At 59.3% G+C, this 14,218-nt stretch carries 13 protein-coding genes and 2 pseudogenes; 14 read left to right on the top strand and 1 reads right to left on the bottom strand.

The genetic code is table 11. The features are described from left to right. Positions 1–532: 532 nt before the first annotated feature. From NKH05_RS29780 to NKH05_RS29740, 8 genes and pseudogenes are all read left to right on the top strand, one after another. Complete coding sequence (locus tag NKH05_RS29780; RefSeq protein ID WP_353026739.1) at positions 533–760, top strand: hypothetical protein; 228 nt, start codon at positions 533–535, stop codon at positions 758–760. A gap of 668 nt (positions 761–1,428) precedes the next feature. Further along, entirely contained in the window at positions 1,429–1,656 is a 228-nt protein-coding gene (locus tag NKH05_RS29775; RefSeq protein ID WP_352458909.1) for a hypothetical protein, read from the top strand. 355 nt (positions 1,657–2,011) lie between these two features. Further along, the gene (locus NKH05_RS29770) at positions 2,012–2,170 is read left to right on the top strand and encodes a hypothetical protein (RefSeq protein ID WP_353026738.1); all 159 of its coding nucleotides are present in this window, start codon (positions 2,012–2,014) and stop codon (positions 2,168–2,170) included. Next, positions 2,161–2,253, top strand: a complete 93-nt coding sequence (locus NKH05_RS29765) for a DUF982 domain-containing protein (RefSeq protein WP_353026736.1) — start codon at positions 2,161–2,163, stop codon at positions 2,251–2,253. The genes NKH05_RS29770 and NKH05_RS29765 overlap by 10 nt, the downstream gene beginning before the upstream one ends. Positions 2,254–2,619: 366 nt before the next feature. Beyond that, the gene (locus NKH05_RS29760) at positions 2,620–2,715 is read left to right on the top strand and encodes a DUF982 domain-containing protein (protein ID WP_353026735.1); all 96 of its coding nucleotides are present in this window, start codon (positions 2,620–2,622) and stop codon (positions 2,713–2,715) included. Positions 2,716–2,986: 271 nt separating this feature from the next. Beyond that, complete coding sequence (locus NKH05_RS29755) at positions 2,987–3,226, top strand: DUF982 domain-containing protein (RefSeq protein WP_352516193.1); 240 nt, start codon at positions 2,987–2,989, stop codon at positions 3,224–3,226. A 522-nt stretch (positions 3,227–3,748) separates the two neighbouring features. Then, complete coding sequence (gene ligD, locus NKH05_RS29750) at positions 3,749–5,644, top strand: DNA ligase D (protein WP_353026734.1); 1,896 nt, start codon at positions 3,749–3,751, stop codon at positions 5,642–5,644. A gap of 105 nt (positions 5,645–5,749) precedes the next feature. Next, positions 5,750–7,410, top strand: a pseudogene (locus NKH05_RS29740) (DNA polymerase/3'-5' exonuclease PolX). 21 nt (positions 7,411–7,431) lie between these two features. On the opposite strand, the pseudogene NKH05_RS29735 reads toward NKH05_RS29740, so the two are convergent. After that, positions 7,432–8,068 (bottom strand): annotated as a pseudogene (locus NKH05_RS29735) (hypothetical protein). Positions 8,069–8,442: 374 nt separating this feature from the next. On the opposite strand from NKH05_RS29735, the gene NKH05_RS29730 reads away from it, so the two are divergent. From NKH05_RS29730 to NKH05_RS29705, 6 genes are all read left to right on the top strand, one after another. Beyond that, the gene (locus NKH05_RS29730; protein ID WP_352467863.1) at positions 8,443–8,757 is read left to right on the top strand and encodes an alpha/beta fold hydrolase; all 315 of its coding nucleotides are present in this window, start codon (positions 8,443–8,445) and stop codon (positions 8,755–8,757) included. 1,172 nt (positions 8,758–9,929) lie between these two features. Beyond that, positions 9,930–10,799: an MBL fold metallo-hydrolase gene (locus tag NKH05_RS29725; protein ID WP_352690976.1), complete on the top strand. Its 870-nt coding sequence runs from the start codon at positions 9,930–9,932 to the stop codon at positions 10,797–10,799. Between the two features lie 354 nt (positions 10,800–11,153). After that, positions 11,154–11,606 (top strand): YidB family protein, encoded by a 453-nt coding sequence (locus tag NKH05_RS29720; RefSeq protein ID WP_352503351.1) that lies wholly within the window; start codon positions 11,154–11,156, stop codon positions 11,604–11,606. Between the two features lie 15 nt (positions 11,607–11,621). Then, positions 11,622–12,089 carry a TPR end-of-group domain-containing protein gene (locus NKH05_RS29715; protein WP_352690974.1) on the top strand — a complete coding sequence of 156 codons (468 nt, stop codon included), beginning with the start codon at positions 11,622–11,624 and terminating at the stop codon, positions 12,087–12,089. Between the two features lie 427 nt (positions 12,090–12,516). Continuing rightward, positions 12,517–12,765 (top strand): alpha/beta fold hydrolase, encoded by a 249-nt coding sequence (locus tag NKH05_RS29710; RefSeq protein ID WP_352637609.1) that lies wholly within the window; start codon positions 12,517–12,519, stop codon positions 12,763–12,765. Positions 12,766–13,269: 504 nt separating this feature from the next. Beyond that, positions 13,270–14,190: an ArsR/SmtB family transcription factor gene (locus tag NKH05_RS29705; RefSeq protein WP_353026731.1), complete on the top strand. Its 921-nt coding sequence runs from the start codon at positions 13,270–13,272 to the stop codon at positions 14,188–14,190. Positions 14,191–14,218: the final 28 nt, after the last annotated feature.

Raw genomic sequence — 14,218 nt, 5'->3', positions numbered from 1 at the left:
GCGGCCTAGAGGGCGATGCGCAAGGCAGCAACGGTTCGCTCTTGGAGCCCTGTCGGGCCGCGACATCTACTTAATGTCTATTTTAGACAGTCGCCGCGACCATAACTTTTGATAACAGGTCAGGGTCGCGGGATGCCGAGCCGCTTGAAATACCGAGTTATGTGCGGGTGCTCGCGATAGTCCCGCCTCAACCGCGCAAGCGCGTCATCATCGCCGGCGAGCGCCATAGCCAAACCGGGAGCGCTTATTCTCCACGGAGCACCGGGCATTGTCTGGTTGTGAAGACGGTGCTTGATCACCAGCCGCCTGAGTGTGTCTTCGCTTACGTTGTAGTCGTACCTGAACAGATCAATCGCCCTCTGGACCGTGATCGCCTCTGCCCGTGGGATGTAGAGCGGCCGAAGCCGTTCGCCTGTTGCCGGCGCTGTTTTGACAGGGCGCGCATTGGTCGTTCGGCCCATCGCGCTTTTCTGCGGCCCGCCGTTTCGCCCGACATCAGGGAACGATATCGCCCCCCATGTATTAGAAACCCATGGACACTATGGAACCCCACGGCCACGGGATGGCGGCCGATATTTTGACATCGGAAGTTGACAATGCCAGGCAGCGCATCCACCGGACCGAGCTCGCGATTCAACGCACTCAAGAAATGCTGGCCGAAAATCTCGCGCTGTGCAGCAGGATACGAACTGCGGTCGAGGCCGCAGACCGCTTGGTAAAGATCGATCCCCCCAGCTTTGAAGGACGTCGCGCGGGTTGAACTGGGCCGGCGTTTCATCGTCGCGACCTTGCGGCACCCTGCCGCAAGAGCCTGCCCTGTTGGCATCACAGCGTGAGCAAACATTGGACAGAAGCATTTCAACGGTCGCTATGTGCAACACCGACGCTAGATCGACACGATCTTCTGTTCAAACAGCGGGGATTAATGCTCGGCGGATCGAAGGGGGCACGGGGGTCTTCGCGCGAGCCAGTTAGCCGATCTCCCGCTCAGAAATTTCAGCCAAAATATTCCGACCTCCTGATGGAACCCGTTCGTTGCGGGCGAGTTACGGCTCATTGGGGACGGACTTCCCGAACATGACAACGAGCAACAAAGCAGACCATCAGTCTGTCTCCGGAGCGTTTCGGAAACTGATCCGTTCCGAAGGCTATCGTCATCACGTACAAACGTTCTTAAATCTGGAGGTCGAACCAGAACTGCCGCCAACCCTACAGTCATTACTTGCGGCTATTGATCGGGCCAAACAGGGGCCGACGGAAGAAGGTCCCTAGCCGGCTGGCTGAGCGTCAGGTCAAAGAGTATAGAGGCTCGCTTCGTGGCTTGTCCCTCTGATTCCCACTCAGAAGTTATCAAACATTGTTCTTGATTTTTCTCGACAGAGGATCATGAATGTTCCCTTGGGTTCTCGCTGAGGTGGGAGGCCTTGTATGAACGTTTGGACGAACTGCCGACCCGACAAAGTGACTGCCAAACACCTCGTTCACGAGCTGATCCTACAAGCCCGTCGCGGCCAAATCATCTCCGTCAAAGAGACTATTGCAGCGGTGCGCCGAGACGGGCCACACCTGGCGGAAACTGACTGCGAGCTGGTGGAGCTTATTGTCAATGTTGCCCCAGCCTTTGGCCTGTTCGTCGGGTTCGATCTTCGCGAATAACCGCCTCCTCAACAGGGCGGACCGTGGCGACACGGTCTCGATCAAAGCTGCACTACGCGAAGCTCGGGAGGCTGCGCCTTGCTTGGTGGCCTCTGACGAAGAACTAACCGAGGCGATCGTCGAGGCAGCAACTGCCATGCCTCTGCGTGGCTTTCGACTGTCGCGAGTAGCTGTCAGCCAACTTCAGTCACTCTGGCATCGCAACGAAAGCGCGCCGTCCTGCGCCATTTTCAATAGCTAGAGGAGTAATCCGCAATTACCTTCGCAACCTGCTCACTCTGCCTGTAGAACGGGAACTGGGCTGAGCAAAAGTATTTGCTGGAGGAACTTGATCGGGCCGACAAAGAGTGACCGCATGGCTCTCCACTGGTTCAACCCTCCGGTCCCGGTCAAGACCGAGCGTCCCGGGATCATCCACAACGTCAACAACGCCGAGACTGCCGGCGAGGAGCTGATGAAGTGGACCAAGCGTGCCCTTGCTGGGACCTCGCGGTGCGCGTTTGCATGGCCGTGATTTTCGACGAGATGGAACCTGAGGAGGCCCGCAAGGCATTCCTGGCTGCTGCAAAAGAGGAGGGGACATTACTCCCCCAATGAGAACTAGTTAAATTGGATGCGGTATAAGGTTCTAGGTGTCTATTACCAACACCGCCTTCGCGAAAGGAGCCCGCCGCCAGTGAGGGAGAGGCGACGGACCCCCCCACAGCGGCTGCACATCCACGAAGAATCCCGCTGCCACCTCTAAACCCGTGAGGGCCTACATCGTTCCCTTAGCTGCGGCTAAAGCGGGGTTGGTCGGCGGGCTCTTGCCGCTCTAAGTTCCCCCTTATGGGTCCTCTCTGGTTCTCTCCACCGGTCTACGTGAAGACGAAACGTCCGGGCATTCGCAATGGGGTCAGCCACGTCGAGGGAGCCGCCGAGGAACTCATGGCGTAGGACACAACCGGCCCCAAGTGGGCCTGCGTGGATGCGTTCGAGGGCAGAGCCTCCCCCCATGAGGTCCGTGAAGCCTTTGAGGCGGCTGCCAAGGAGGCCAACGTGTATCTCTCCCCTGAGTAGGAGGTATCATGACGCCCATCTGGTTCGTCCCTCCGTCCCTCCGGTGTTCGTGAAGACTGAAACCGGTGTCAGGCATGGCTGCAACAATGCGAAGGAAGCCCTTGAGCACCTCAAAATGTGGACCCGCCGAGGGCCTCGCTGGCATAAGGCGGTGACCCTCTGCCTGTCAGCCTTGGCAGGGCGATTCGATTGACCCCCACATAATACGAAAGGCCTTTGAGGCTGCCGCTAAGGAGGCCAACGTGTATCTCTGCCCTGAGTAGGAGTTGTCGTGGCAACCCATTGGTTCTCCCGTCCGGTGTACGTCAAGACCGACCGACCTGGGGTCACCTACGGGTGCAACAACGTCGAGGGTGCCGCCGAGGAACTCATGAAGTGGACCAAGATGGGACCTAAGTGGAGGAAGGCTGTGCAACTGTGCGCCGACGCCTTTCAGGACCGTGTGACTCCGGAAGAGGTCCGTCAGGCTTTCGAGGCTGCTGCCAAGGAGGAGGGGGTGCTCCGTGAGTAGCAGGCCGGTGCCCATGGGAAGGACCCGCTAGGCTCTCTGAATGCTGACCAAGTCCGCGCTGCTCGAAATAGACCCGGATACGAAAGCATTCACTCTGGTCGGTGGGCCATTTTGCACTTCTCGAAACTGGCATCGGAGCTGCTCTGGGCGAGGTAGTTGGCGTCAATGGGGCACGTCGAGTAATCATCAATCGAAACATGGGTTCGACGAGAAGATCAAAGCCGTACGCACAGGGGACCGGAACCGGAATGTCAGGCTTCTAAAGCCGATGGCAGAAACCGGATACGCTGTGGCGGCATTTGAGGGCCCGTTCCTGCTCTTGATTATTGCCTGTGAGCTGTGTGCGAAAATCGGGAATGGAAGGGCCGGAGGCAGGAAGCACGGCCTCAGGCCGAGGCGCTAACCAAGCGGGTCGGCAATGATCGCGAAAAGCTCAACACGGCCGCCAGCGAAACTAAAGAAGTAGTCGCGCGTTGGACGGCGGATAACGCTGTTTCGTCTCTGAGTATGGTTTAGGTCAGAGTGGTCAAGCCAACGTCGCGTAAGGCAATCAATGGGTCGGGCGCTAGTCAAGCGAAGTCGCCCGCTCGTGACGAGGTCACTTTAGCGCCGCCCGCTTTCCGGCCGGTCCAGCTCGCAACGCTCGTGGACACGGTCCCTGCCGGCGATCGTTGGATCCATGAAATGAAATACGACGGCTATCGTATTCTCGTTGCCGTCGGCGGAGGCGAGGCGCGAGCCTACACACGATCTGGTCTGGACTGGTCTAGCCGTTTTCCTTCGGTCCTCTCCGAGGCTCGCAAGCTCAAGGTGCGCTCCGCCCTGATTGACGGCGAGGCCGTGGTTGTCGATGCGGAAGGAAGATCTAACTTCCAGGCGCTTCAAAATGCATTGAAGGGTGCCCCGGCGACTATCGACTTTTATGCGTTCGATCTGATGCAGCTCGACGGCGAAGATCTGACAAGGCTTCCTCTTGTTGAGCGCAAGGCGAAGCTTGAGGCGATCTTGCCTGCCAAAAATCCGGTCCTTCGTTACTCCGATCATATCCTCGGCCGCGGAGAAGAGCTGCTCGATCGCTTCTGCGCTGCCGGCCTTGAGGGCGTCATCTCAAAGCTCGCGGATTCGAGTTATGTGGCGGCCCGCGGCGCAAGCTGGCTGAAGATCAAATGCGTCAGGCGGCAGGAATTTGTGATTGTCGGCTGGACGCCGTCCGACAAGATCCGCGCGTTTCGGTCCTTGATCCTTGGCGTTCATGACCGCGGCAAGCTGCGTTACGCCGGCAAAGTCGGCACCGGCTTCGATACCGCTGAACTTCTTCGTCTCTTGAAGATCATGGCGCCGCTTGAGCAGAAGGCCGCGACCGTCGACGCACCACGCGCCGAAGTGCGCGGCGCACACTGGCTCCGTCCGAAACTGGTCGCTGAGATTGCCTTCACCGAAATGACAAATGAAGGGACGTTGCGACATCCGAGCTATCTTGGTCTCCGCGAAGACAAGAAGCCGGAGGCGGTCGTGCTCGAGACGGAACGTCATGCAGCCGATCTCGCCGCTGCGACAACCACCATCGCGATAAGTAACCGTGACCGCGTCATCTATCCGGAGTCCAACATCACCAAGGGACAGCTTGCCGACCATTACGAAGCGGTCGCGGCGATCATGCTTCCTTGGGTTGGCAGCCGGCCGATCAGTCTGGTTCGATGCCCACAGGGCCGCGCGAAGAAGTGCTTCTTCCAAAAACACGACGCCGGCAGCTTTGGCGACAAAGTCCACCACGTCGGCATCACGGAGAAGGACGGGCACGAGGAACCATATCTCTATGTCGACGATGCCGATGGACTGATGACTTGCGTCCAGATGGGAACGATCGAGCTGCATGGATGGGGGGCTCGGATCGAGGATGTCGAAAAGGCCGACCGCCTCGTGTTCGACCTCGACCCCGATGAAGGCCTCGATTTTGAGGCCGTCCGCGCCGCTGCCTTTCAGTTCCGCGCTATCCTTAAATCGCTGGGGCTTACGACTTTCCCGATGCTGACGGGAGGCAAAGGAGTGCACGTCATCGCGCCGCTCACCCCTGGCGCCGAGTGGCCAGAGGTGAAGGACTTCGCGTCTCGCCTGGCGCAGGCGGTCGCCCGGAGCGATCCGGCCCATTTCACGGCCGTGTTGTCAAAGGCGCGCCGCAAGGGTCGCATCTTTGTGGACTATCTACGCAATCAGCGCGGGGCGACCGCAATCATGCCCTACAGCGCAAGATCACGTCCGGGCGCTCCTGTCGCCGCTCCGATCACGTGGGCGGAGATGAAGACAATAGATGCGCCCTCTCATTTCCACGTCGGCGATGCTCCTGAATTAAACAAACGCGCAGGCTCCAAAGCTCTGGCGGGATGGGGCCGCGCTGACCAATCCTTGCCCAATTTGTAGCGCCCGACGCGGGAAGAGGAGAAAGCCAGCTTTCAAAGGGCAACGCGGCGCTGTTGATCTTGCCTGATTGGAACCTGCGGAGATCGGCCTCGTTTGGCTGAAGCCATGGCAAAAATCAATCCGAGGACCGTCGCCAGTCTTTTGAAGGAATACGCACAACGGGCGTCTATGCGCGGCGACAATCCCTATCGCATAAAGGCATACTTGCGCGCGGCAGACAGTCTGACGGCGCTGTCGCAGCCGCTTGATCGGATCATCGCCGCCGGCGCCCTCACCAACATCCCGGGGATCGGTGACGCGATCGCAGACATCGTGACCAAGCTTTACCAAACCGGCACGCACCCGAGCCTTGAGAAGCTGCGCGAGGATGTTCCAGCGGGCGTGATGGAGCTGTTTGCCATACCCGGGCTTCGTCCTGATAAGATACTGAAGCTTCATCAGGCGCTCGGCGTGAACTCGCTGGCGGAGCCGAGGCCGCAGCAAGAGAAGACCGCATACGCCCAGTCAAAGGCCTCGGCGCCGCGCTTCAGACAAAGCTCCTGCAGAACCTGGCCATCGTGCGAAGCGGCGAAACGCAACTTCACCTGCACAAGGCCGCCGCTCTTCTCGAACATGCGGTCATATCGGTGAAGCAAGAGCATCCAGAGTTTTCGCGCGTCGAAATTGCAGGTGACTTCCGGCGCGGTTGCGAGCTCGTTTCTGACTTGGCCCTGGTAGCGCAGGGCAGAAAGTCGACTGGTATCGAGGATACAACCCTCAGGCTTGTTGTCACGGACAAGAAGCATTTTGGCGCGAGCCTGCTCGAAGCAACCGGGTCGGCAGACCACCTTGAGCAACTGAAGACGTTCGCGGTCGACAAGGGATACACCCTAAGCGCCGATGGGCTTCGTCGCGGGAGAAAACTGATCGCGTCAGCCACAGAGGAAGAAATCTACCAAGCGCTAGACCTGCAGTTTATCGAGCCAGAATTGCGCGAAGGCAGGGGCGAGATCGATCGAGCGGCAAAGCAGAAGCTACCTGCCCTCATTCGGGATGAAGATCTTCATGGCATCCTGCATTCTCACACGACCGCTTCCGATGGCACCGAAACGCTTGAGGCAATGGCTGAAGCCACGCGCAGGCGCGGTTTCGACTACTATGGTGTCGCCGATCATTCGCAGTCCGCTCACTACGCAGGCGGCCTTTCGTTGCAGGAGATTGCTGAACAGCACCGCGAAGCTGATCGGCTGAACAACGCATACAATGGAAAATTTCGCATACTGAAGGGCATTGAGGCGGACATCCTGGCGGATGGCTCGCTCGATTACCCGAATGATATCTTGGAGCAGTTCGATTTCGTCGTCGCGAGCGTGCACAGCCGCTTCAAGTTGCCCAAGAAGGAGCAGACGGGGCGTATCATTGAAGCGATCGGAAATCCTCGGACGACAATCATCGGGCACATGACCGGTCGCCAGCTGTTGCGCCGGCCCGGTTATGATCTCGACGTCGACAAAGTCCTCAAAGCGTGTGCGAAACACGGCGTTGCCGTCGAAATCAACGCACATCCGTGGCGACTCGACCTCGACTGGCGCTGGCATCAAAAGGCACTCGATCATGGCTGCATCTTCAGCATCAACCCGGACGCTCATTCGATCCGCGAGCTCGACCACATGCATTGGGGTGTCGAGATGGCGCGCAAGGGCGGCGTCCCTGCGAAGCGGGTCCTGAACGCGATGCGTTTGACGGCCCTCCTTGCGCATCTCGCACGGCGCAGGCAAATGTCCTAACCTGGCTGTGCGCCCGACCTATCAGCGCAGGAGACCGTCCTTCTCGAAATCGTCCCAGCCGCGCAAACTGGAGTGCGAATTTTCAGCGGGGCAATGGCCAGTTGAAGCTGCAGCTCCGCGCCCGCTTCTTTGCGCACGTTTCAGAGCCGCCTTCCCCGCGCCACGCCGCCTATTCTCTGCAGCTGTCGCTGCGTCCTGTTCGCGCCAGACCGTAACCAGGTCGCGGTCAAGCACATCCTCCACGTGCTGCGGGTCGAACACGTGAAAGGTGATGTTCCTTGCCCGCCCGCGGAGTTTCACCGTTTTCGTCCCGGCGCTCTGCAAGCGACCATCTTTCAGCCAGCGGTGCCGTTCGGCCGTCGAGATCGTCAGAATGTCCTCGATTTCACGGGGGATTACGGGCAGGTCTTCGATATTCTGCAGTGCTTTGGATACGATCCCGAATACCACCTGCACATCATTCTCGGCGCTGAGACAGGCGCAGGGTAAGCACGCGGGACTCGATATGGAGCAGTTTCCTGAAGTCCGTTGGAAGGCGGGCGCGTATTTCGAGAAAAATACCCCTCGCTCTGACGGACGATCCAAGCGTTGCAGCCGGGGTCAAAGGCCACTCTCCAATCAGCTTCGCTGTTGCATTGATTTTTCGGCGCGTGGACATGCCCCTTTATATAGGTCACCGATTGTCGGCAGCGATGAGCCGATCGCAAAGCCAATATGAGTTCTAATCCGCCAGCGGTCTGAACCACGATGCCCAAAGGCGCAACCACGATTGTGAGCGGGGCCGTTTGCAACTTCGGCTAACAGGAAACGGCAGAGTTGATCTCGAAGTGCGATATCAGGCGCGTCGCCGCCTGCCGGCTTTTTGGGGGCCGTTTGCTGTCCGTCCGGTTATTGCCGAGGGACCAGTTAAAGCCGCCGTTCGGCTCACGACCTCTTCGCGGAATACAAGGCAAGTTCAGATCCCGCGGAAGCCGACATTGAACTGCCTCTCCGTTTACACGTTTGGCAAATGTTGCGAATGGAGGGAGTTGCATGTTTGAAGGTTTCTCGCTGGAGCAGATCAAACTTCCGGAAGCGACGCTCAGAGTGCGGGTTGGTGGAAGGGGCCACCGCTTCCTGATGCTGCACGGTCATCCTCGCACCCATGCCACTTGGCATCGCGTGGCGCCGATTTTGGCTGAGGAATACACCGTAATTTGCCCTGGTCTTCGGTGCTCGCCCTTGCGGTGTGTCGCAACACAATCAGCGCGTCCGGTTTGCCGTGAACAGATCTTGCTGATGCACCAGTTCGTCCGCGACGGGCTGACGGAGGCGGCGTGTGCCATTCGGGTGGATGGCCGAAAATAACCCCACCTCTGCATGACGCGAATTGTCCCAGCCCGGGTAGGCCGTTATCGGGTACAGGCAAATACCCTCGAATCGATGCTCCGACACCCATAGCGGCACGCACCTCGTCGCGGCATACACAGTGGAGCCAAGCCGGCCCGCCGGATCCCTCTGAGCCGGTCTCGGCAATGAACATCGGCTTACCGTACCGATGAGCAACCTCGAGCAACATTTCCGACAAAGCGCGGTACTCATGGTGTCCCATCGATATCGTCGGCCCGTTTATTTACCATTGATTGTGCGGCTAGAAATTCAGGCCCACGACATCGACAACATCTTCGCTCCCGCCCAACTCAGGTTCGACGCGGCCCAGCAACATGTCGTAAGCTTCGAACTGCCCCTGACGGGCGTTTTCGGCCCGACCCCGTTCGCTGCGGGTCCGGTCACGAGGAGCGATTTGGATAAGGGGCTCGGCCCAGACAAATCTGCAGGCGGGGTCGATCTCCCGCATTGCACGAACACCCGCGATGGCAGCCTTCACGAGATGCCGCTTGAACCATCCACGTTTGTTCGGCCCCACGCGGGAAATAGCCGACCTCAACAGCCCATGCGAAAAAGGAGATCTAGTTGATGGGACACAACAGAGGCGGTGTTCCGGCGATCGAACGCTGTACGCTCACGGCTTCTGCCGCGAACGAGGCATAGGCATCGATGAAATGCAGCGATCGCTGATCGACATGGTCTGGAGATCCGTAATGGAAGATGTCCCAGATAACCTGGACACCTGCCGATCGGGCCGCCTCGACCATTGGCGCCCAACTTGACCAGTCATAGGCGAAGCTTGCGGAACCGGAGCCTCCACCTAGTGCTCGTCCATACGCCCCACTTCGCTCATTCGAAGTCTTCTTTCAGCAGTCGGCTTCGAACTCGGCCGCCTTGTTAGGACCGGGAACCGCGTTGGCGAAATACCGCATCCAATGGGGCGCGCGCCATCTTCGTTGCTCAGTCCAGCTCGTCCTGGCGCGACCGGGTAATGCCGAACCGATTTGGTCGAGCCTTTGTTCCTGTGGTGGACTGTCCGGAGCTGGGTGGCGAAGGAGGAACAAGGAGGGCCGTGCCAAGTTCGGGGCGATATACCACCGCCGCCGATCGACTCGAGCGGCTGCTCAGCAACAAGAGAGGCACGGGATCACATGACCGTTCAGATTCGACTTTCCGAGATCGACCACGCCAGGCGCGAGGATCGTGGCGACGGCGCTTGGAGCATCGCACCGGACTTGGGCTATTTGCGCCTAGCAATCGTCAATGTCGTGTTCTTCGGCGCACCGGGCAGCGGAGATCGGAACTGGATGCTGATCGATACCGGGTTGCCGACGTCCCGCGGCAGCATTCTTGCGGTCGCGGAAAAGCGGTTTGGCACGAACGCACGGCCGGCCGCGATCATCCTGACCCACGGCCATTTCGACCATGTGGGAACGGTTCTAGACCTCGCGAATAGGTGGGACGTGCCTGTCTTCGCGCATGCACTCGAGCGCCCCTATCTGGACGGAACCGCGTCCTATCCGCCACCGGATCCCTGGGTCGGGGGTGGACTGATGGCGCTGCTTTCGCCGCTTTTTCCACGGGGGCCAATTGATCTTGGCAACCGTTTGGAACTCCTACCTGCCGACGGATCGATCCCCGGAATGCCCGGATGGCGATGGCTACACACACCCGGGCACGCTCCTGGGCATATCTCGCTCTGGCGCGAGGAGGACCGCTCGCTGATCGTAGGGGACGCTTTCATCACCACCGGTCAGGAGTCAGTCTATGAGGTCGCCGTTCAGGATCTTGAGATGCACGGTCCGCCGCGCTACTTCACGCCGGACTGGGATGCGGCGGAAAGATCCGTGAAGCACCTGGCTGCCCTGAACCCGCGGATGGTCATCAGTGGACACGGTGCGGCTGCTGCGGGAGTGGGCATGCGTCAAGCTCTTGACAGCCTGGCTGAGCGGTTCAGGGTGTTCGCCGTCCCGCCGAAATTGAAATTCGTGCGCGAGCCGGCGGCAGTCCAAGGTAGCTGAGGCTAACCGAGCCGTCGTCGTTCTGAAGTATGGTCAAGTTGGGCAGACTCTGTCTCTCGAGCCGGTAGAGTTACCCGTCGGGTCGCGCGCCCCATCGTCGCCGACAAACTCTGACAAGCGGAACAAACCCGGGAGGCGCCGGGTTAGGGCGTTCGATCGGCGCAGGGCGACTGCGGCCAAGCGCCCCGAAGTTCTGCGTCAGGAGAAGACGTCAGATGGAAAACGAGTACCCGAAGGACGCGTCCTGTCCGCCCGCGAGCCGACCGGCAAGAAGTTGTTCGAGTCCACACGCGTCGGCATCCGCCAAGACTTGGCTTTGATTCGCTCATCGGCCAAAACCGTGGAGGAGACCAAATGGCAAATCTGGGAAGATTGGCGATCGCGATGCTTGGCGTTCTGGCATACCAAAACCGCGACAAGCTCTGTGAATTGATTCCGGGAGCGGGGTATCTTAACCCAAACGACCCGCAACGCAGAATTCTGGCTCAGATAACGAATGGCGTGTCGAGGGCTGACCTTGGTGAGATCCTCGACCGGTTCAGGGAGGTGGGGGCAGGATCGAAGGTCGACTCGTGGGTTGGCAGCGGGCCAAACCAACCGATTGAGCCAAGGGACGTCCAAGCGGCAATGGATGAAGGTACACTCACGTCCATTTCGATGCAGACGGGTCTTTCGCGCGAGGAGCTAATCAGAAGGATTGCGCGGGATCTACCCGAGACAGTCAACGAGATGACGCCGAATGGTGAATGGCCGCCTGAGCCGACACATGGTTTGGATAAGTCGACCCTGCTCGACAATGTATCCTAGGGGACACAGCCAGGAATGCAGCCGGCCAAGGCGAGATCCAGGGTGGCAACTCTACACGGGCGGACGCTCCTGCGCGATCGCCTTCATCCGCTCGCGAACCAAGGGTCTGTTTCGAGCGCGCCGAACGCTCAACTGGCCGCCATCCTGAAAATGCGGCACCGCTGCATCGCGGCGCCCTCGCTCGCGTATATCGGTGAGCGGAAGAAGGCGCGTTCCTGGCTGGCCAGAGCGCTGGCGATCGATCCGGACGACTTCGTGACGCAGTACAACGCCGCTTGCATGTATTCCGTGCTCGGGGAAGTGGAGGAAGCGGTGCGGTACCTGGAAAGAGCCGTCGGAGGAAGCGTGAGTCAGAACGTATTGGAACGAATCCGTCACGAAGTCATTTCGACGCCATTCGCGATCACCCGCGGTTCGTGCAGCTTCTTAGTTCACTTGCCTTGTGACGCACAGCTGTACTTGCACAAGCTTCGGCCTGCCTAGCAGCCGCGTTCGGTTTGGGTGGCGGATTCAACTGATCGCAGCAACACACGCTCTTTTCTGAAAGATGGAGTGTGAGCCATGAAGCAGCGAAGTCGCATCTACTACTCGGCCGCTCAGCGCCTGAGATTTGGGTTCGATGGCAGGCGGGCGAGTCGATGAGCTCGATCGGACGACGATTCGATCGGGAGTCTTCATCGGTCCGTTCTTGCCGCCGCGCCTGGGCCTTGCACTGGCGGGCTGCCGGCCTTGCCTGTCGCCGGTGGTGTTTTCCCCCACATTTTGCTTCCGCTGCTTGTGCTGCTCACCTGGCCGCTCGCCATGGGCAAGTATTTCGCCCCGGCATCGTCTCTGCGGGGTTTGCTTCGTCGGCAAAGGACATCGCCAGCTGGCCTCACAGCTGCGGTCGATCGCGGCCGAATCGGGATTGATGCTGGCCGACGCGCTGGCCGGCGGCCGCTTCACCCGCTACAATGATCTGTTGATGCCTGCCGGCATTATTGCCGGGGCCGGCGACCGGTTGTTCGATGCGAAAGCCGAGGCTCTTAGACTACAATCGGAGATTCCTGGTTCCTTTGTCGATATCATCCCGCAGGCCGGCCACATGGTCCACCACACCGCACCGCTAGCTGTTCTCGCCATGGTGGACAGGGTCGCTGCCGCGGCCAGCATGAAGTAGGCCGGCACTGGCGCGATCCCGAAGAAGTGGAATCGCGATTTTCGGAAAAGATCATGCTCAAAAGCAATAGGTAGAACCCCGTCCCGACTCTATCGGGTGGCGAATCCGATGATTTACTTCACGGCGGCACGCACTTCAGCGAACCGCATCCTGTGCATCCATCCGCGCCGGTTCAGCTAACATCGACGTCGAGGTCCCGTATCTTGGGGATCTGGCCAGGGGAACGGCCCCAATTCCGTGTTCGGCTTCTGCCTCTCTTTGTGGCTGCCAGCATCTGGTCGTCTGCAAATCGAGGCCACGGACTGACAAGCACCCCCGCACTACAAGGAGCTGGCGGTCGGAGAACAAATGTAGACATGTTGCACCATCCTTGCGGGTACGGCTTGCGATGCATACTGACGGTCGAGGGCTTAATGTAACCAAATCAACGGCTCGGCGTTTCGGTCAGCGCCGTTGCAATGAGCGAAGCCATAACCTCTGTCACGAGCATAGACTGGCGATTTCATGAATCGCAATTTTCTGGTGATCGAACCTGAGGAAGGCATTGCCGTGCTCAAGGGGCTTGCCTCCTCGGCGCGGATCTCGATGCTGAAACTGCTGCATGAGAAGGGGCCGATGAATGTCAACGAAATCGCCGCCGTGCTGTCGCTTCCGCAGTCGACCGTCTCGACCAACATCCAGGTGCTGGAGGATGCGGGGCTGATCCGCACCGAGAGAGCGAAGAAAGGCAACCGGAAAATCTGCTATCCGACCGCCGAAAAAGTGCTCGTCGTGTTCAAGAGCGAATATCGTGCGGTCAAGAACGACGCGATCGAAGTGTCGATGCCGATCGGGCTTTATACCGGCTTCGAGGTTACCGCGCCCTGCGGCCTTTGTTCGCCGGACGGCATCATCGGTCTGCTCGATGTGCCGAACACTTTCCTCGATCCGGACCGCATGAAGGCCGGTCTGCTATGGTTCACGCGCGGTTTTGTCGAATACCAGTTCCCCAACAATGCCAAGCTCGCCAATGCCGAGATCACCGGACTCGAAGTTGCGATAGAGCTGTCTTCGGAAGTGCCGGGTACCAGCGCCGATTGGCCCTCGGACATCACGCTGACGATCAATGGCGTCGATGTCGGCACCTGGACGTCGCCGGGGGATTTCGGCGACAAGCGCGGCGTCTTCACGCCCTCCTGGTGGAAGCTCAAGGGCTCGCAATACGGTAAGCTGAAGAACTGGCGAATTGCCAATGACGGCACCCATGTCGACGGCCTCAGGATTTCCGAAACCGGCCTCGCCGCACTCGATCTGAAGAGCCATCATTCAATCCGCATCCGTATCGGCGTCAAGGACGACGCCAAGCGCCCCGGCGGGATCAATATTTTCGGCAAGGGCTTTGGAAATTACGATCAGGACATTGTGCTCAGGATCAAAACCGCGTGAATCGACTGGCCGCGTTGCTGCGCTCAGT

The sequence above is a fragment of the Mesorhizobium sp. M1399 genome (assembly GCF_040317735.1).
Taxonomy (GTDB): Bacteria; Pseudomonadota; Alphaproteobacteria; order Rhizobiales; family Rhizobiaceae; genus Mesorhizobium.
The sequence above is the reverse complement of the archived record's forward strand: the minus strand, read 5'-3'. Positions and strand labels throughout refer to the sequence as shown.

Coding starts and splice junctions, on each gene's coding strand:
- NKH05_RS29715 (WP_352690974.1), top strand. CDS start 11,622: ATGCAGCCGGCCAAGGCGAGATCCAGGGTGGCAACTCTACACGGGCGG.
- NKH05_RS29770 (WP_353026738.1), top strand. CDS start 2,012: ATGGCTCTCCACTGGTTCAACCCTCCGGTCCCGGTCAAGACCGAGCGT.
- NKH05_RS29725 (WP_352690976.1), top strand. CDS start 9,930: ATGACCGTTCAGATTCGACTTTCCGAGATCGACCACGCCAGGCGCGAG.
- NKH05_RS29775 (WP_352458909.1), top strand. CDS start 1,429: ATGAACGTTTGGACGAACTGCCGACCCGACAAAGTGACTGCCAAACAC.
- NKH05_RS29780 (WP_353026739.1), top strand. CDS start 533: ATGGACACTATGGAACCCCACGGCCACGGGATGGCGGCCGATATTTTG.
- NKH05_RS29720 (WP_352503351.1), top strand. CDS start 11,154: ATGGCAAATCTGGGAAGATTGGCGATCGCGATGCTTGGCGTTCTGGCA.
- NKH05_RS29765 (WP_353026736.1), top strand. CDS start 2,161: ATGGCCGTGATTTTCGACGAGATGGAACCTGAGGAGGCCCGCAAGGCA.
- NKH05_RS29730 (WP_352467863.1), top strand. CDS start 8,443: ATGTTTGAAGGTTTCTCGCTGGAGCAGATCAAACTTCCGGAAGCGACG.
- NKH05_RS29705 (WP_353026731.1), top strand. CDS start 13,270: ATGAATCGCAATTTTCTGGTGATCGAACCTGAGGAAGGCATTGCCGTG.
- NKH05_RS29710 (WP_352637609.1), top strand. CDS start 12,517: ATGCTGGCCGACGCGCTGGCCGGCGGCCGCTTCACCCGCTACAATGAT.